Below are 17,916 nucleotides of genomic sequence, written 5' to 3' on the forward strand. Positions count from 1 at the left end.
GATCGCATTGTCATGGTACACTGCGCCTGCCGGAGGTGTCCGATGACCGAACCCGTGGCGGATCAGGTCGTCGTTACTGAGCGGGACGATTGGCAGGCGCAGCTCGAATCGCTCTATGCCATCTCCGTCGAGATCGCTGGGCTCCGCGAGCTGGGTGCGGTGATGGACCGCGCACTGGAGTACTGCCTCGCCTTGACGGCATCGACCTTCGGTTTCGTCGGGCTGGTGGATGGCCCGGAGACGATGGATGTCGCAGCGATCCGTGGCTTCGTGCCGGATCGACCGGACTTTTACGAGCGGTTCCGGAAGATTCCGATCCGTCGGACGATTTTCGGAGTCGTCATTCTCGAAGGAAGACCGAATATCTCGAACGACGTGCGCAACGATCCATTGCACCGTGGTGCACCAAGGGGGCATCCACTCGTGGAGACGTTCCTGGGTGTCCCACTCAAGGTGCGCGAGCAGACGATCGGAATGATCGGTGTGGCGAATCGTCCAGGTGGGTACGACAGTAGTCACGAGCGACTCTTGAGCACGTTCGCCAATCAGGTCGCGGTCGCCATCGAGAACGCACGGCTCTACGAGCGCCAGCGCCAGATGATCGCAGATCTCCAGCAGCTCCACGCGCAGTTGGACGCGGCACGGGTCGAGGCATTGCTCCATCAAGAGCGCAACCGGATCGCTGCCGAGCTGCACGATCGGGTCGCCCAGATCATGTTCGGTATCGGCATCGAGGCGGTCTGGTGCCGAGAACAGCCCGGTCTACCGGAACCGGTGCTGCGCAGCTTGGATCGGATCCGCGAACTCGCAGCGCGGGGTGCAGCCGAAGTCCGACGAGTGGTCTACGACCTCGCAGTGGTGCCGGTGATGGGCCGCGAGCTGGTCGACGAGCTGAGTCGACTCGTCGAGGCATACCGGTGCGAAAACTTGCAAGTCGAGCTGGTTATCGAGGGAAAGCCACGCCGGTTACCTCATGCGCTGGAGGACACGATCGTGTTGATCGCTCGGGAGGCACTGACGAATGTCCGTCGGCATTCGGGGGCCGATCTGGCGATCGTGAGCGTCCACTTCACCGAACAGTCCGTGACGCTCGTCGTGCAGGACAACGGGCGCGGTATCGATCCCGTGGTGCTGCGTGAGGTCGAGACGCACTCGACGCACCTGGGCTTGCGTTCGATGCGACGGCGGGCGGAGTCGGTCGGTGGATCGTTCGAAGCCTACAACGGTGAGGACGGCGGGTTCGTCGTCCGGGTCGTGATTCCAGCGGAGCCGAGGTGGGAGTGATCCGAGCATGAGCGGACGTGTCCTGCGGATCGCGATCATCGACGATCATGAAATCGTCCGGAGCGGGCTGCGCCACATCCTGGAGGGTGATCCGGAGTTCGCAGTCGTCGGCGAGGCAGCCGATGGGCCGAGCGGGGTCGCCATGGTCGACATGGTTCGGCCAGACGTGGTGATCGTCGATGTCCGTTTGCCGTCGATGCAGGGCGACGACGTCTGCCGGCTGATCCGCGAACGCGTTCCGGAAACGCGGATCCTCGTCTTGAGCGCGTTCGGTGAGGACGAACTCGTCTACCGCTGTCTCCTGGCGGGAGCGCAAGGGTACGTGCTCAAGGATATCGTGCACTTCGATCTCAAGCAGAGCCTGAAAGCGGTTGCCCGGGGTGAGGCGGTGCTCGATCCTCGCGTGGCGACAGCGGTGGTCGAGCGTTTGCGGAACCGGGAGTCGGCCGGTGACGTTCCGCTCTCGCCTCACCAGTATTCGGTTCTGCGCTTGATGGCGCAGGGGCTCTCGAACAAGCAGATCGCGGAACGGTTGTTCCTGAGCGAGAACACGGTGAAAGGGTACGTGCAGGAAGTGTTGCGCCGGTTGGGGGCGCGGAACCGGCTGGAGGCAGTGATGATCGCGAACCGGCGCGGCTGGCTCAACTGAGGGGGGAGTGTGCGGATCGGCGCGATCGTGCTGGCCGGTGGGCGATCGGAGCGGTTCGGTAGACCCAAGCAGTTGCTGCCGTGGCATGGCCAGCCGCTCGTCGAAGCGGTCGTCCAGGAAGTCTGCCGGGTGCGGAGTCTGACGGTGGTCGCCGTTGTGTTGCGGCGCGACGTCGCTGAGCGGCTGGGTGTGCGGGAAGGCGCGCGCCTGGCGTGCGCGCAGGTCGTGTTTCCCGAGGAAACCGGTGAAGGCTGCGCTGCGTCGTACCGTCGCGGACTTGCGGTGCTCGCTGGTGAGGAGCTGGATGCGGTGGTGGTCGTGCTGGGCGACCAGCCTGGGATGCGAGCGGAGACGATCGAGCGGGTGGTCGCGGAGTGGGAGCGGACGCGCGCACCGATCGTCGCGGTGCGGTATCGCGATGGCGAAGGGCATCCGCTACTGTTCGCCGCGTCGCTGTTCGCTGAGCTGGGTGCACTGCGGGGTGAGAAGGCAGCCTGGAAACTGGTCGATCGGTACCGGTCCCTGGTGCACTTGGTCGAGGCGGACGCGGTGATGCCGCGGGACATCGACACGCCGGAGGACTACGAGGCGCTGGTGCGGAGCGGCTGATGCCGACGACATATCCCGTCGGTGTGCGATGAGGGGGTTGGTTCGGTGGAGGGTGGAGCGAGCACGGTGCTGACTGTCGAGGAACTGGTGACGATGCGGCGACCGTCCGATGTCCGGATCTCGCCAGACGGCGAACTCGTGGCGTATGTCGTGCGACCGGTGAGCCGCGAGGGGGAGCACTGGGAGAGCGCGATCTGGGTGGTGCCGTTCGCTGGCGGTGTGCCTTGGCAGTTCACGAGCGGTCTTTGGGACGATCGTGAACCGCGTTGGTCGCCGGACGGGTGGCAACTCGCGTTTCTGTCCGATCGCGCTGAGCGCGGGAAGTTCAGCGTTTACGTGATGCCGCGTGACGGTGGCGAGGCGATACGGGTGTGCGACCAGACCGGGGAGATCAGCGGACTCGAGTGGTCGCCGGACGGTCGTTTCCTCTCGTTCCTGATGGTGGAGCCGGAGACCGACGAGGAGCGTCGACGGCGCGAGCAACGGGACGATGCGCATGTCTGGGAGAGCGACTGGAAGTTCCAGCGGTTGTGGCTCCTGAATCCGAGTACTAAGGAAGCCCGTGTCGTGACGCCGGAGCGGGTGCAGGTCTGGGAGTACGCCTGGGCTCCGGACGGGCAGCGTGTGGCGCTCGCGGTGAGCTGGTCGCCGCGGGTCGACGACCTGTACCGTGAGACGGCGGTGGCGGTCGTCGATATCGAGAGTGGGGACTATCGCGAACTCTTCCGATTGCGTGGTCTGGCGGAGGATCTCGTGTGGTCGGCGGACGGCGAATGGTTGGCCTACCGTGGTCCGGCCGGGCGTGTAGTGCACGGCGAATACGTGTTCCGGCGCCGGATCGAGGGTGGCGAGCCGGAATGCCTGACGCCTGGCTACGAGGGGACGGTCGAGTCTCTCGGAAGCCTCGCGGGCGGGCAGGCGCTGGTGGTGGTCGCCTACGAAGGGGTGGATGCGCGCGTCTATCGGCTCGACTGGGGAGGTGAGCGGGCGCTGCTCTGTCCGCGCGTGACCGGGAGCTGGCACGGAGCGGTGAGCGGGAGCGCGGACGGCAGCCGGTGGGCCGGTGTGTGGTCGGACGGGGAGCATGTACCGGACGTGTGGGCTTGGCGCACCCCGCACGACATATCCCTTGAGGTCCCGGAGGAGGCAGCTGGGTTGCAACGCCTTACGAACCTCCACCCGGAGATCGAACGGAAGCTGTGTCCCGTCCGGCTCATCGAGTGGGAAAGCGATCCTGGCGTGGTCGTGCAGGGACTGCTGGTCATGCCGCGCGACGAGTCCGACCGGGAGCGGCTTCCACTCGTCGTACAGATCCATGGCGGGCCGACCAGCCTGTGGGCGAACGAGTTCGCGGCGTCGTGGCACGATTGGGCACAACCGCTGGCGACGCGTGGCTGTGCGGTGCTGCTTCCGAACCCGCGTGGTAGCACCGGTCGCGGCACCGCGTGGATCAATGCCTTGTTCGGCGACGTGGGGGGCGGCGAGTACCGCGATGTCGTGCGCGGTGTCGAATCGCTGGTCGAGCGCGGTATCGCCGACCCAGCCCGGCTCGGCGTCGCCGGCTGGAGTTGGGGTGGCTACCTGACGGCGTGGACGATCACGCAGACCGACCGGTTCCGGGCCGCCTTTATGGGCGCTGGGCTCTGCAATCTGGTGAGCGACAACAACCTCGGCGATATCCCGTCAGCGAACCTCTCCTACTTCGAGCGGACACCGTCGGAGGATCCTGACGCGTACTGGGAGCGCTCACCGATCCGCTTCGTGTCGCGTGTGACGACGCCGATCCTGATCGTCCATGGCGAAGAGGACCAGCGGGTGAGCGTGTGCGAGAGCATCCAGTTCTTTCGAGCGCTGCAGTTGCTCGGCAAACCCTGCCAGCTCGTCACCTACCCGCGCGAGAAGCACGGTTTCGAGGAACGCCAGCATCAGCGGGATCTCTTGACGCGCCTGCTCAGGTGGTTCGCCGAGCGGCTCGATTTTCCCGCACCCGAGCGGGAGCGTCAGCAGTCCGAGCTGGCAGGAGCGACCGAGCCAGTCGGCGCTGGCATGCAGGCCGAGAGTGCTCCGGAACGGTAGAGCGAGCACGCGCCTCGATCGGCCCTCCGCCCTCCATACGCTCGAGATGGAGGTTCGTACCGTCTACGTACACGTGGTACTACGGTACACTGGCTGGTATCCTTCCGTCCGTATTCCAGCGACGTCCCCTCCATCTGGAGGATGATCCCCTCCGAACGGAGGGGAATGGATCCTCCGACTCGGTGGTTTCTCGAGCAACCCACGCTCGGTAGACTCTCCAGCTGAGACGGTGATCCACGACTGCAGGAGAGCGACTCACGCGGATACAGCGCGGGTGCGTAGCGTGGGAACGGTTTACTGGCTTCTGGTCATCCGATGAGCGTGCGCTCGCTCGTGACGAAAGGAGCGGAGCCATGATACCTGGACCCTTCCGGTACCGTCGTGCCGAGTCGCTCGATGAGGCGATCGGGCTTCTCGCGCAGCTCGGGACGGATGCCAAAGTACTCAGCGGCGGACAGAGTCTCATTCCGATGATGAAGTTCCGTCTCGCCGAACCGAGCTATATCGTGGATATCAACCGCGTGCCGGGACTCGATTTCATCGAAGAACGGGACGGCGTTCTCCGGATCGGCGCCCTGGTGCGCGAATCGGCGTTGGAGCGCTCAGCGCTCGTCCGCGCGCGCTATCCGATCCTCCACGATACCGCGGAGGTGATCGCCGACCCACTGGTGCGGAATCTGGCGACGGTCGGTGGGAACCTCGCGCACGGTGATCCCGCCAACGATCACCCCGCAACGATGCTGGCACTGCGTGCTCAGGTCGTCGCCCGGGGACCGAGCGGTGAACGCGTCATCTCGATCGATGACTTCTTCGTCGACACGTTCGTGACGGTACTCCAGCCGGACGAGATTCTCACCGAAATCCGCATTCCGGCCCCACCGCCGCGCTCCGGTGGAGCCTATCTCAAGTTCGAGCGCAAGGTGGGCGACTATGCGATCGCTGCTGCTGCGGTCTTCCTCGCGCTCGACGAGGCGGGCCGGATCGCACAGGCGGGGATCGGGCTCACCAACCTCGCGTACAAGCCGCTCCGGGCAGTCGATGCCGAGCGTGTGCTCATCGGCCAAACGCCGAGCGAGGAGCTGTTCCGCCAGGCGGCTGAACTCGCGGCGCAGGCGACCGATCCGGTGAGCGATCTGCGTGGTCCAGCCGAGTACAAGCGAGCGGTCGCTCGGACGATGACCCTTCGAGCGTTGCGTCGGGCGCTCGAGCGGGCGCGAGCCAGCGCGTAAGGAGGCAGAGCATGGAGAAGCTACCGATTCAGGTCACAGTTAACGGTCGGACGTATACAGCCGAGGTGGAACCGCGTCTCCTGCTTGTCCACTTCATCCGCGACGTGCTCGATCTCACCGGTACGCACATCGGTTGCGATACCACCAGCTGCGGTGCCTGCACGGTGATCTGGAACGGTCGGCCGGTGAAATCCTGTACGGTCTTCGCTGTCCAGGCTGACGGGACGGAGATCCTGACCGTCGAGGGATTGGAGCAGGACGGGCAGCTCCATCCGGTGCAGGAAGGGTTCTGGGAAGAGCACGGCCTCCAGTGCGGCTTCTGCACGCCCGGCATGATGATGACGGCGGTCGCGTTTCTCCAGGAGAACCCCGACCCGACGGAGGAGGAAATCCGCAAAGCGATCTCTGGCAATCTTTGCCGTTGCACCGGCTACGTCAACATCGTGAAGGCGATCCAGTATGCGGCCCGCAAGATGCGCGAGCGAACCGCTGCAGGCGTGGGAGGAGCGTGAGCCATGACGGCGACTGCAGTCCGAGGGATCGGTGTACCGGTCAAGCGGAAGGAAGATCCACGTTTCATCCGCGGCAAGGGAACCTACGTCGACGACATCAAGCTTCCTGGCATGCTCTACATGGACATCGTGCGGAGTCCGTATGCCCATGCTCGCATCAAACGGATCGACGTGTCCAAGGCGTTGGCCATGCCGGGCGTCATCGACGTGATCACCGGGGAAGAGCTGGCCAAGGCGAACCTCGCCTGGATGCCGACGCTGATGGGTGACCGGCAGATGGTGCTGCCGACCGACCGGGTGGTGTACTACGCCCAGGAAGTCGCTGCGGTGATCGCCACCGATCGGTACACGGCGGCCGATGCGGTCCTCGCGGTAGAGGTGGAGTACGAGCCGTTACCGCCGGTCCTGGATCCCTTCGAGGCGCTCAAGCCCGATGCGCCGCTCGTCCGGCCCGATCGCGAGCAGAAGACCAACCACATCTGGCACTGGGAGGCCGGCGACAAGGAAAAGACCGACCGAGTCTTCCAAGAAGCTGAAGTTGTCGTCGCCCAGGACCTCTCTATCCCCCGGATCCACGTTGCCTCGATCGAGACCTGCGGCTGTGTCGCCAACTATGACCCGGCAACCGACAAGCTGACGATCTGGATGACCTCGCAAGCGCCGCACGCGCACCGCACGGTCTTCTCGCTCGTGACCGGGATCCCCGAGCACAAGATCCGCGTGATCTCGCCCGACATCGGCGGTGGCTTCGGTGGCAAGGTGCCGGTCTATCCCGGCTACGTCATTGCGACCTACGCGACGCTCAAGCACAAGAAGCCGATCAAGTGGATCGAGGATCGCTCGGAGAACCTGCAGGCCGACTCGTTCGCTCGCGACTACCACATTCACGCTGAGCTGGCAGCGAATCGAGACGGGAAGATCCGGGCGCTCCGCGTGAAGGTCGTGGCCGATCACGGTGCCTTCGATGCAGCAGCCAACCCCTCCCGCTTCCCAGCCGGTCTCTTCAGCGTCTGTACCGGCTCGTACGACATGGAAGCGGCTCACATCGAAGTCGATGGGGTGTACACCACCAAGCCGCCGGGGGGTGTCGCCTATCGCTGCTCGTTCCGCGTGACCGAGGCGGTGCATACGATCGAGCGCATGGTCGATATCCTGGCCGACGAGCTGGGTATGGATCCGGCCGAGATCCGTTTCAAGAACTTTATCCAGCCGCACCAGTTCCCGTACAAGTCGCCGACCGGCTGGGAGTACGACAGTGGCAACTATCCGGCGGCGCTCCAGAAGGCGCTGGACGCGATCGGCTACCAGGAGCTGCGACGTGAGCAAGCCGAGCGTCGGGCCCGCGGCGAGTTGATGGGGATCGGAATTTCGACCTTCACCGAGATCGTCGGGGCGGGGCCGTCACATACCTTCGATATCCTCGGCATCAAGATGTTCGACAGTGCCGAGATCCGGGTCCATCCGACCGGTGCGGTGATCGTGCGGATCGGCGTGCAAACACAAGGGCAAGGACACGAGACGACGTTCGCCCAGATCGTTGCGGAGGAGCTCGGTATCCCGGTCGAATACATCACCGTCGAGCACGGCGATACCGACACGGCTCCCTACGGCCTGGGTACCTACGCGAGCCGGAGCACACCGACCGCTGGTGCGGCGACCGCGGTGGCGGCCCGGAAGATCCGCGAGAAGGCGCGGCTCATCGCAGCACATCTCCTCGAGGTCAGCCCGGACGATCTGGAGTGGAAGGACTATGCGTTCCGCGTCAAGGGTGCGCCCGATCGCTACAAGACGATGCAGGAGATCGCCTTCGCTGCCTATACCAACTTCCCGCTCGGCCTCGAGCCGGGTCTCGAAGCGGAGTGCTACTACGATCCGCCCAACCTGACCTTCCCGTTCGGGGCCTACGTCTGCGTCGTCGATATCGACCGGGGAACCGGTCAGGTGAAGATCCGCGAGTTCCTGGCCGTCGACGACTGCGGGACGATCATCAACCCGATGATCGTCGAGGGGCAAATTCATGGCGGGCTGACGATGGGGATGGCCCCGGCGCTCTTCGAGGAGATCGTGTACGACGACAACGGGACGATGCTCACTGGTACCTTCATGGACTATCTCCTGCCGACTGCGGTCGAGACACCGCACTGGAAGACGGACAAGACGGTCACGCCCTCGCCGCATCACCCGCTCGGTGCCAAGGGAGTCGGCGAAAGCCCGACGATCGGTGCGCCGCCGGCGATCGTGAACGCGGTGGTCGATGCACTGAGCCACCTCGGTGTCCGGCACATCGATATTCCGATCACTCCGGCGAAGCTCTACCGCATCCTGCAGGAGAAGGGTGTGGCCGAGTGAGGGGGTCAGAGCCGGGCCGGACATAACCCGGCCCGGCTCTTCCTCTGTCACCCGGCGACCTGCTGGGCGAGGAGCAGCATGACGGAGCGGCACGGTAGCGAGAGGCAGCTGGCCCGAGACCTTTTCGCGCTCGCGGTCGAGCTCCGCGAACGGGGAATTCCCTTCGTCCTCGCAACTGTCGTCTGGAGCCAGAGTCCGACCTCGGCCAAGCCCGGTGCCAAGGGCATCGTGACGGCGGACGGCGCGCTGTTCGGCTGGGTCGGCGGGAGCTGTGCGCAGCCGGCCGTGATGCGGGAAGCGATCGCGGCCTTGCACGACGGTCAGGCGCGGATCCTCCGGATCGATCCGGCTGGCGGCGAAGGCGGACCGGCACGACCGGGAGTGGTGATGGCACCGATGACGTGTCACAGCGAGGGAGCGCTCGAGATCTTCCTGGAGCCGTTCCTGCCGGCACCGCAACTGCTCGTCTACGGTGAGAGTCCGGTAGCCGATGCGCTCGTGCGGCTGGCCGATGCCATGGGCTACTACGTCGTCGCGCTGCGTCCCGGCGCGGTGGCGGCACCAGCTGGCGCCGACGAATTGGTCGACGGGCTCGACCCCGGCGATCGGCCACAGCGACGCCCGACCGCCGCGGTCGTGGCGAGTCTGGGGGCCTACGACGAGGACGCGCTCGAGGCAGCATTGCGCGGCGGCGTGCCGCTCGTCGAACTCGTGGCCAGTCGGAAGCGGTTTGCAGCGATCCGCGAGACGCTGGCACGTGACCTACCGGCCGAGCTCCTGGCTCGTGTCAAGGCGCCAGCTGGGCTCGACATCCGAGCACAGAGCCCAGAGGAGATCGCGGTCAGCATCCTGGCGGAGTTGATCGCGCGGAAGCAGGAGTGGCGGAGTGCCTGGCAGCTGGACGCTGTCGCGAGCCAGGCCGAGAGCCCACCGGAGACGATCGATCCGGTCTGCGGTATGGTCGTCGATCCGACGACAGCCCGTCACTCTGTCGACTATCGGGGACGCCGCTACTATTTCTGCTGCCCGGCCTGCCGGCGATTGTTCGAAGCGGATCCGGAAGCGTATCTCCACGCCTCGTGACAGGACTCGTCACTGCTGCGGCTGGTCCCGCTGGTTTTCCAGCGGGAGTTGCTTGCGTGTCTCGCCGTTCCCGTGAGCATGAACGAGGGCGGGGCGGCCTCTGGACACCGCCCCGAAGAGAGGGGTAGAGAGGGGGAAACTGGAGGTGCAGAGAGGGTATTCGGTCACCGACTCGAGAGGAAGGCCGAGTCGGTCACAGACTGCAGCGCAATCTTTCGGTTCGGCAGGAAGCCGACCCTCGTTCACGCTGCGAACGGTAGTGTAACGCAGCGGCGAGGCCGTGTCTGTCAGGAAAACCTGGACTTCCGTGCTCAACCGGTAGATGCCCCGATCGACGCTCGCAACGCGAGCCTGACCGGGATGGATCGGTCGCAGTAGAGTTAGAAGCGGTCGAGAAGCGCGAACGACCCGCGGTGTACCGTGCGGGAGAGGGAGTTCGGACGATGCAGGGAAACGATCTCTTCGGTGCGCGAGCAGCGCTGGAGACACCGGAAGGTCGGGTCAGTTACTACCGGCTCGAGCGCATCGCCGACCGGCTGGCGGTCGACCTCGATCGGTTACCCTTCACCGTGAAGGTCTTGCTCGAGAACGTCCTGCGTCTGGCTGGGTCGGAAGCCTTCAGCGCGGACGACGTGCAGCTCGTGGCGAGCTGGCGACCAGGTGAGAAACCTGCTCGCGAGTTTCCCTTCTTGCCGGCGCGCGTCTTGCTGCAGGACTTCACTGGGGTCCCGGCAGTGGTCGACCTGGCGGCGATGCGGACGGCTGTCGCGCGACTCGGCGGTGATCCAGCGCGGATCAACCCCCTGGTACCTGTGGATCTGGTGATCGATCACTCAGTCCAAGTCGATGTGTTCGGCACGACCGTTGCCTTCCAGCGCAACGTCGAGAAGGAGTACGAGCGGAACCGGGAACGCTACGCGCTCTTGCGCTGGGCACAGCAGGCGTTCCGCAACTTCCGGGTGGTGCCACCGGGAACCGGGATCGTGCACCAGGTGAACATTGAGTACCTGGCGTCGGTCGTCACCGTTCGGCAGAGCGACGGTGACGCGGTCGCCTTCCCCGATACGCTGGTCGGGACGGACTCGCATACGACGATGGTGAATGCTCTCGGCGTGCTCGGCTGGGGTGTCGGTGGTATCGAAGCCGAGGCAGTGTTGCTCGGTCAGCCGATCTATCTCCTGTTGCCTGAGGTCGTCGGGCTGCGCCTCATCGGCGAGCCGCCGGGAGGCGTCACGGCGACCGACCTGGTGCTCACCATCACGCAGCTCTTGCGGCAGGTCGGCGTGGTCGGGAAGTTCGTGGAAGTCTTCGGTCCGGGGCTCAAGCACCTCAGCCTGCCGGATCGCGCCACGATCTCCAACATGTCCCCGGAAATGGGGGCGACAGCGGTGATGTTCCCGATCGACGACGAGACGCTCGGCTATCTCCGTCTGACTGGACGTAGCGAAGGGCACGTGCGGCTGGTCGAGGCCTACGCCAAGGAGCAAGGGCTGTTCCGGGCGCCGGAGGACCCCGAACCGGTCTTCGACCAGGTCGTCGAACTCGATCTCTCGACACTCGAGCCGAGCTTGGCCGGGCCACGTCGCCCGCAGGACCGGGTGCGGCTCTCCGAGCTTCCGGCAAGCTTGCGGGCCGCATTCCCGGAGCAGTTCTCGCCCCAGCCGCAGACCGAGCAGGAGCGGTTCGACTGGGAAGGCGGCTCGGTGAACGAGGCGCAAGAGCCGAGCGAGCCGGTCGTGCCGGTGAGCCAGCGGCGGAAGGTCGTCGACGTGCATCTGGACGGGCGACACGTCGAGCTGACACACGGGTCGGTGGTGATCGCGGCGATCACGAGCTGCACGAATACGTCCAACCCGGAAGTGATGCTCGGGGCTGGTATCCTGGCCAAGAAGGCAGTCGAACGCGGGCTGGATACCAACCCGGCTGTCAAGACGAGTCTCGCTCCGGGGTCGGGCGTGGTGACGGCGTATCTGGAGCGTGCTGGATTGATGCCGTACCTGGAAGCGCTGCGCTTCCATCTCGTCGGGTATGGCTGCACGACCTGCATCGGGAACAGCGGGCCGTTGCCGGAACCGATCGCCAAAGCGGTCCAAGAGCACGAGCTGGTAGTCGCAGCGGTGCTGAGCGGGAACCGGAACTTCGAGGGACGCATCCACCCGCAGGTGCGCGCGGCCTACCTGGCCTCGCCGCCACTGGTGGTCGCGTTCGCGATCGCGGGCCGCGTCGATATCGACCTCACGACCGAGCCGCTCGGCTACGATCCGAACGGCGAGCCGGTCTACCTGCGTGACGTCTGGCCGACGCCGGAAGAGATCCGCGAAGCGATGGAGAAGGCGATCGGGCCGGAGTTGTTCATCGAACGGTACCGAGAAGTCTTCACTGGCGACGAGCGGTGGCGCTCGCTCCCGGTGCCGACCGGGGATCTCTACCACTGGGATCCGAACTCGACGTACATCCAGGAGCCGCCGTTCTTCAAGGATCTCACGCTCGAGCCGCCGCCGTTGCGCGATATCGAGCGGGCGCGCGTCCTGGCCTGGTTGGGCGACTCGGTCACGACCGACCATATCTCGCCAGCCGGCTCGATCCCGGTGAACAGCCCGGCTGGGCAGTACCTGATCGAGCGCGGTGTGCAGCCGAAGGACTTCAACAGCTACGGCGCACGGCGGGGCAACCACGAGGTGATGGTGCGCGGGACCTTCGCCAACATCCGGTTGCGCAACCGGCTGGCCCAGGGGCGCGAGGGTGGCTGGACGGTGCACTTCCCGAGCGGCGAACTGGTGACGATCTACGAAGCCTCGCTGCGCTACCAGATGGCAGGTACCCCGCTGATCGTCATCGCCGGCAAAGAGTACGGCAGCGGAAGTTCCCGCGATTGGGCAGCGAAGGGGCCGATGCTCCTCGGCGTCCGCGCCGTGCTCGCCGAGAGCTTCGAGCGGATTCACCGCAGCAACCTAGTCGGGATGGGTATCCTGCCGCTGCAATTCCTCCCCGGTCAGAACGCGGAGTCGCTCGGACTGGACGGGAGCGAGCGGTTCACCATCACCGGAATCGCCGATGGCCTGGAGCCGCGCGAGCTCCTCACGGTCCGTGCCGAGCGTGAGAACGGGAAGGCGATCGAGTTCCAGGCCATCGCGCGACTGGATACCGAGATGGAGATCGAGTACTACCGGCACGGCGGGATCTTGCCGTATGTCTTGCGGCGACTGATCCGGGGCGAGGCCTGAGCGGCAGCGCCGCGATCGGTGGACGGGGACGGTGATGTCGGACGGTCAACGAACGCTCGAAACGCGCTTGACGAATGGGCTCACTGTCCTCGTCCAGCCGCTGCGCCACGTGCCCGTCGTCTCGTGCTGGATCTGGTACCGGGTGGGTAGCCGGAACGAGCTCCCGGGGGTGACCGGCCTGTCGCACTGGGTCGAGCACATGCTCTTCAAGGGAACGCCGCGCTTCCCACCCGGTTCGATCTTCCGCCAGGTGAATCGCTGGGGCGGGACGCTCAACGGGTTCACCTGGCTCGACTACACGGCCTACTTCGAGACACTCCCGACACCGGGTTGGCAGCTCGCGCTCGATATCGAGGCCGATCGAATGGTTGCCGCGACCTTCGATCCGGCCGAGGTCGAGCGCGAGCGCACGGTGATCCTCTCCGAACGGGCCGGAAGCGAGAACCAGCCGGGTACCTATCTCCGCGAGGAGGTACTCGCCGCGGCGTTCCGGGCGCACCCGTACGGGCATCCGGTCATCGGCTATCGAGAGGATCTCCTGCAGATCACGCGCGACGACCTCTATCGCCACTATCGCACCTACTATCGACCCGCCAACGCGGTACTGGTCGTCGTCGGAGACATCGATCCCGACGAAGCGCTCGCGGCAGTGGAGCAACGATTCGCTGGTCTCCCGGGTAGCGACCCGCCCCCGTTGCTGCGCGTCCGCGAACCGGAACAGTGGGGAGAACGGCGGGTGACGGTACGCCGGCCAGCGCCGACCGCGCAGCTGCTCATGGCCTGGCACGCCCCGGAAGCGACGCATCCCGATACACCGGCGCTGCTCGTCCTCGACGCGGTGCTCTCGGGCGGCAAACCGGTCGCCTTCGGTGGCGGTGGGATGGGGCGGAGTTCCCGGCTCTACCGTGCGCTGGTCGCGTCCGGCCTCTGTACTGCGGCAGCCTCGAGCATGTCGCTCACGCTCGATCCCTTCCTGTTCACCGTGTCGGCGACGCTGACACCGCTCGCCGAGCCAGCAGTAGTGGAGCGGATCGTCGACGAGGAGATCGCGCGTCTACGGGAGGACGCGGTCGATACCGAAGAGCTGGGCAGGGCGAAGCGGCAACTCGCCGTGCAATTCGCAGCAGCCAACGAGAGCGCGCAGAGCCGGGCAGCCTTGCTCGGCTCCCTGGCGATGGTGAGCCCAGGGCGTTCTCCCGAGCGGCTGCTCGCCGAGATCGAGCAGGTCACGGCAGACGATCTCCTGCGGGTCGCCAACTCCTATCTTCGGGTCGAGCAGCGCACGGTGGGCTGGCTCGAACCGGTTCCCGGTGACACCGGGACAGGAGGGCAGCAGATGAACACGCCCGTCGCCGTTGCGCCGCGCTGCTGGTTCCGCGAGTCACCGGATACACCGGTCGAGCCGATCGTGTTGCCGCGGATCGAGCTGGCTGCGTACGAAGACGTGCTTCCCAACGGTGCACGCTTCGTCGGTCAGGAGATCCCGGCGAGTCGGCTGGCTGTCGTCGGCCTGCGCTTGCCGGCTGGTGCTGCCCGGGATGCCGGACAGCCAGGATTGGCCTATGTGACGGGTCAGCTGCTTACCCGCGGGACGAAACGGTGGGACGAAGCCGCCTTCAACGAGGAGTTGGATCGTCTGGGAGCCACGCTCTCGGTGGGCGTCGGCCGTGATGGGGTCGACATCACGCTCACGTGCCTCGTCGAGGTGCTGGATGCTGCGCTCCCCCTTCTCGTCGAGACAGTGCTGGAACCGGCGTTCCCCGAGGAGCAACTCGAGCGCGTGCGGCAGCAGGCACTCACCGCGCTGCGGCAAGCGCAGCAGAGTACACGGGCGCAGGCCGATGCGCTGTTGCGTACCCTGTTGTATCCGCCCGGTCACCCGTACCATCACCGGGTACTGGGCACGGAAGAGTCGCTCGAGTCGCTCTCGCTCGCGTCTGTCCGCTCGTTCCACGAGCGCTTCTACCGGCCGACCGGTGCGGTGATCGCCGCGGCGGGTGGTGTCGATCCCCAGCGAGTCGGTACGGTACTCGCTCGCGCCTTCGCCGACTGGCAGGGGACGGCTCCGCCGTTGGAACCCCCGCCAGTCGCGCCGCCGGAACGCGGGATACGGCGACAGGAGCGCTTGCCGGGCAAACAGCAGGCTGACCTCGCTCTCGGTATCCTCACGATTCCGCGCCGTCATCCGGATTTCGAGGCGCTCCGGCTGGCGAACGTGATCCTCGGTCGCCTGGGACTCATGGGACGCATCGGCGCGCGCGTCCGCGAGCGGTCTGGCCTCGCCTATTACGCGGCCAGTGCCCTGGAAACAGGTTTGACCACGGGATTCTGGAATGCCTATGCGGGCGTCGCACCCGTGCACGTCGAGCGCGTCGTGGCGGAGATCTGCGAGGAAGTGGAGCGGTTCCGGAGCGAAGGGCCGACCGCTACCGAATTGGCCGATGCCAAGACGGCGTTGACGGGGAACGTCGTCCTCGGTCTTTCGACCGCTGGGGGGATCGCGGGTGCGTTGCTCGATCTCGTGTTCTACGAGCTCGGCCTCGATTACTTCGCGCGTTTACCGGACCTCCTGGCAGGGCTGGATGCGGAGTCGGTGCGGGCCGTGGTATTGCGCTATCTCGACACCGAACGCATGCATGTCGTGATCGTGGGGCCGGATGAACCACCGGCTGTCGCCGGTGCCGAGCCGCAGGTCTGAGCGACGCGCTGGCTGCCGCCTCAACGTTCTCGCGAGAACACGTCATTCCTGGCGATCCCTCGTTTGCCGTCGGAGCGAGGCTGGCGATGCGGTGCGCGCGCAGCACGGTGGACGACGACGCTTCCAGCCGGTTCACCGGAACGGTGTGTCCTCGCAGCACTGTCGGAGAAAGTCCGACTCGACCAATTTCGGGAGGTTTGGCAGAATCGGCCGCAGGGACCGGAAGGAGCGACGAGCCTGGGACAGGAATGGAGGCTGGGCGATGCGGGACGTACCGCAGTACACGGTCTTCTGGCTGGCGGCACTCGAGCGTGACCGGCTGCCCGTCGAGACGAGCGGGGTGATCGAGGAGTTCGTCCGGGTGCTGGAGCGGAGCGAGGGAACGCAACTCCGCGGGGCCTATCTCACCGTCGGCTTCCGCCCGGACGTCGATCTGATTCTCTGGCTCATCGGCTACGATCCGGCGCATTTCCAGGAGCTCGCGCTGGCGCTCCGGCGGACGGAGCTGGGCCGGGCACTCCCGTTCCGCTACACCTACTTCGGCATGGCAGGGGTGTCGCAGTACGATCCCACGCACGGGCCGGCCTTCCTGCGCGGTGTTGCACCGAAGCGCTACTTGAGCGTCTACCCCTTCGTCAAGACGCCCGAATGGTACCTCTTGCCCTTCGAGGAACGACGGCGCTTGATGGCCGAGCATGGCCGGCTCGGTGACGAATTCCCGAGCGTCCTGACCAATACCGTCAACTCGTTCGGCGTTCAGGATCAGGAGTTCATCGTCGCGCTCGAGGACGACGACGTCGCGACACTGATCAGGATGGTCCAGCGCTTGCGCGCTGCGGAAGTGCGCAAGTACACGCAGCTCGATACGCCGATCTTCCTCGGGCAGCGGTTCGAGCCACGCGAAGCGCTTAGCCGGCTCGTCGGTTGAGGCGCGCGAGTGCGGCAGCCGCTCCCGCCGCGCAGAGTGTGGCGAGTACATTGACCGTGTCGTTGGTCACGCCCGGAAGGCCGCTTTCCCGCTGGACGCGTCCCGGGCAGTCGTGCCGCGGATCTTCCACGATGCGGCTGCAGCACGCGCAGCGGTAGCGTGCCTGGACGGTCGCCCCGAGGAGCGTGTCCACGACTGCCCCGGTGCAGCCGGCGAGGAGGACGACCCAGCGTGGGACTGTCCGGGGCGCGAGGAGCGCGACCAGTCCCGCTCCAGCGACCATGGCTGCGGTCCCGAGTGGGGTGACCGCGCCCGACGTGCCGTGCGGCACAGGACGACCAGTGCGGAGCGAGCGGGGCAACCCTGGGCTGAGTCCACCGATTTCGGTCGCCCAGGTATCGGCGGCAGCGGCAGCGACGGCGCCGAGATAGGGGGCTGTCCACGCCGGGCGGGGCGTGCAGAACTCGAGTAGACCGAGCAGCGCGGCGACTCCGCCGTTCGCGGCCACCTGGCGAGCCGTGCGCGCAGTCTCTTCGGAGCCAGCTGTGTGGCCAGCCCTCTGCCGTACCGAGCGTATCCTGGTCAGGATGCTCGCCGAGGCGAAAAAGCCGATCATCGGTAATGACCATGCGAAACCGCCCCCCGCATAGACCAGTGCGCCAACGGCCGCCGCAGCCAGGGCGCCGCCCCGGTCGAGCGCGCTGCGCTGGTAGCCGAGGTAGGCGATCGGCGTGGCGAGGAGCGTTCCGGTGAGCAGGCGGAGGGCAGGGCCAGCGGGATGCGCGCTCATCGTTCCGGTGGTGCGAAGAGGAGGATCAGCTCCTCATCGCGAATCTCGAAGACGAAACCGGCCAGCTCGACGACGGCCGGTGCGCTGATCTCGCCGTAGCGGACGCGGACTTCGTACTCGTCGATGCGGAGCGTCCGGGTGCCCGCGAGCGAGAACGGGTGGCGCGGTGAGCGGTAAACGGCACGTGGACCGCCGAGCTGGTCGAGGGCGCGCAGCGCGAGTGCGCGAGCGTGCGCTTCGTCGAGCGCAGCCATCGGACCCTCCTCGTTCGCACCGTAAGCGTACACGCTCCCGACGGCTCTGGGGTTGGCTGCGGACGTACCTCGAGCGGATCTCTCACCCTCCCCTCGGTGGTGGAATGGAGGCTGATGGATCGGTCGGAACCGGGACGTCGCGGAGGGTGCAGGCTGGAGCGTGTGTGGTTCGGGATCGCCGGTGGAGACCGGGGCGGCGGAGCATTGCGTCGCGACAGGTGGAGGTCGGGG

At 66.1% G+C, this 17,916-nt stretch carries 13 protein-coding genes; 11 read left to right on the plus strand and 2 right to left on the minus strand.

Annotated elements, in window-relative coordinates:
* Positions 1-42: 42 nt before the first annotated feature.
* The 11 genes from OO015_RS13110 to OO015_RS13160 all read left to right on the plus strand — a co-directional run bounded on the left by OO015_RS13110 (position 43) and on the right by OO015_RS13160 (position 16,641).
* Positions 43-1,284 carry a GAF domain-containing sensor histidine kinase gene (locus tag OO015_RS13110; protein WP_265941880.1) on the plus strand — a complete coding sequence of 414 codons (1,242 nt, stop codon included), beginning with the start codon at positions 43-45 and terminating at the stop codon, positions 1,282-1,284.
* A 7-nt stretch (positions 1,285-1,291) separates the two neighbouring features.
* Positions 1,292-1,933 carry a response regulator gene (locus OO015_RS13115; RefSeq protein ID WP_265941883.1) on the plus strand — a complete coding sequence of 214 codons (642 nt, stop codon included), beginning with the start codon at positions 1,292-1,294 and terminating at the stop codon, positions 1,931-1,933.
* Between the two features lie 9 nt (positions 1,934-1,942).
* Positions 1,943-2,542: a nucleotidyltransferase family protein gene (locus OO015_RS13120; RefSeq protein WP_265941885.1), complete on the plus strand. Its 600-nt coding sequence runs from the start codon at positions 1,943-1,945 to the stop codon at positions 2,540-2,542.
* A gap of 66 nt (positions 2,543-2,608) precedes the next feature.
* Positions 2,609-4,618, plus strand: a complete 2,010-nt coding sequence (locus OO015_RS13125; RefSeq protein WP_265941887.1) for an alpha/beta hydrolase family protein — start codon at positions 2,609-2,611, stop codon at positions 4,616-4,618.
* Between the two features lie 353 nt (positions 4,619-4,971).
* Positions 4,972-5,847, plus strand: a complete 876-nt coding sequence (locus OO015_RS13130) for an FAD binding domain-containing protein (RefSeq protein WP_265941889.1) — start codon at positions 4,972-4,974, stop codon at positions 5,845-5,847.
* An 11-nt stretch (positions 5,848-5,858) separates the two neighbouring features.
* Entirely contained in the window at positions 5,859-6,359 is a 501-nt protein-coding gene (locus tag OO015_RS13135) for a (2Fe-2S)-binding protein (protein ID WP_265941891.1), read from the plus strand.
* Positions 6,360-6,362: 3 nt separating this feature from the next.
* Positions 6,363-8,708, plus strand: a complete 2,346-nt coding sequence (locus tag OO015_RS13140; protein ID WP_265941893.1) for an aerobic carbon-monoxide dehydrogenase large subunit — start codon at positions 6,363-6,365, stop codon at positions 8,706-8,708.
* Between the two features lie 78 nt (positions 8,709-8,786).
* Positions 8,787-9,791, plus strand: a complete 1,005-nt coding sequence (locus OO015_RS13145; RefSeq protein ID WP_265941895.1) for an XdhC family protein — start codon at positions 8,787-8,789, stop codon at positions 9,789-9,791.
* 443 nt (positions 9,792-10,234) lie between these two features.
* Complete coding sequence (gene acnA, locus OO015_RS13150) at positions 10,235-13,015, plus strand: aconitate hydratase AcnA (protein ID WP_265941897.1); 2,781 nt, start codon at positions 10,235-10,237, stop codon at positions 13,013-13,015.
* A gap of 34 nt (positions 13,016-13,049) precedes the next feature.
* Positions 13,050-15,713 carry a M16 family metallopeptidase gene (locus OO015_RS13155; protein ID WP_265941899.1) on the plus strand — a complete coding sequence of 888 codons (2,664 nt, stop codon included), beginning with the start codon at positions 13,050-13,052 and terminating at the stop codon, positions 15,711-15,713.
* Between the two features lie 262 nt (positions 15,714-15,975).
* The gene (locus tag OO015_RS13160) at positions 15,976-16,641 is read left to right on the plus strand and encodes a chlorite dismutase family protein (protein WP_265941901.1); all 666 of its coding nucleotides are present in this window, start codon (positions 15,976-15,978) and stop codon (positions 16,639-16,641) included.
* Here OO015_RS13160 and OO015_RS13165 read toward each other — a convergent pair.
* Complete coding sequence (locus OO015_RS13165) at positions 16,622-17,431, minus strand: DUF92 domain-containing protein (protein WP_265941903.1); 810 nt, start codon at positions 17,429-17,431, stop codon at positions 16,622-16,624. The two genes, OO015_RS13160 and OO015_RS13165, sit on opposite strands and share 20 nt — an antisense overlap.
* A complete protein-coding gene (locus OO015_RS13170) occupies positions 17,428-17,685 on the minus strand; it encodes a protein-L-isoaspartate o-methyltransferase 1 (protein WP_265941905.1) in 258 nt (85 codons plus the stop codon). Before OO015_RS13170 ends, OO015_RS13165 begins: the two co-directional genes overlap by 4 nt.
* Positions 17,686-17,916 lie beyond the last annotated feature (231 nt).

Origin of the sequence: Thermomicrobium sp. 4228-Ro, from assembly GCF_026241205.1 — a bacterium.
Classification (GTDB): Bacteria; Chloroflexota; Chloroflexia; order Thermomicrobiales; family Thermomicrobiaceae; genus Thermomicrobium.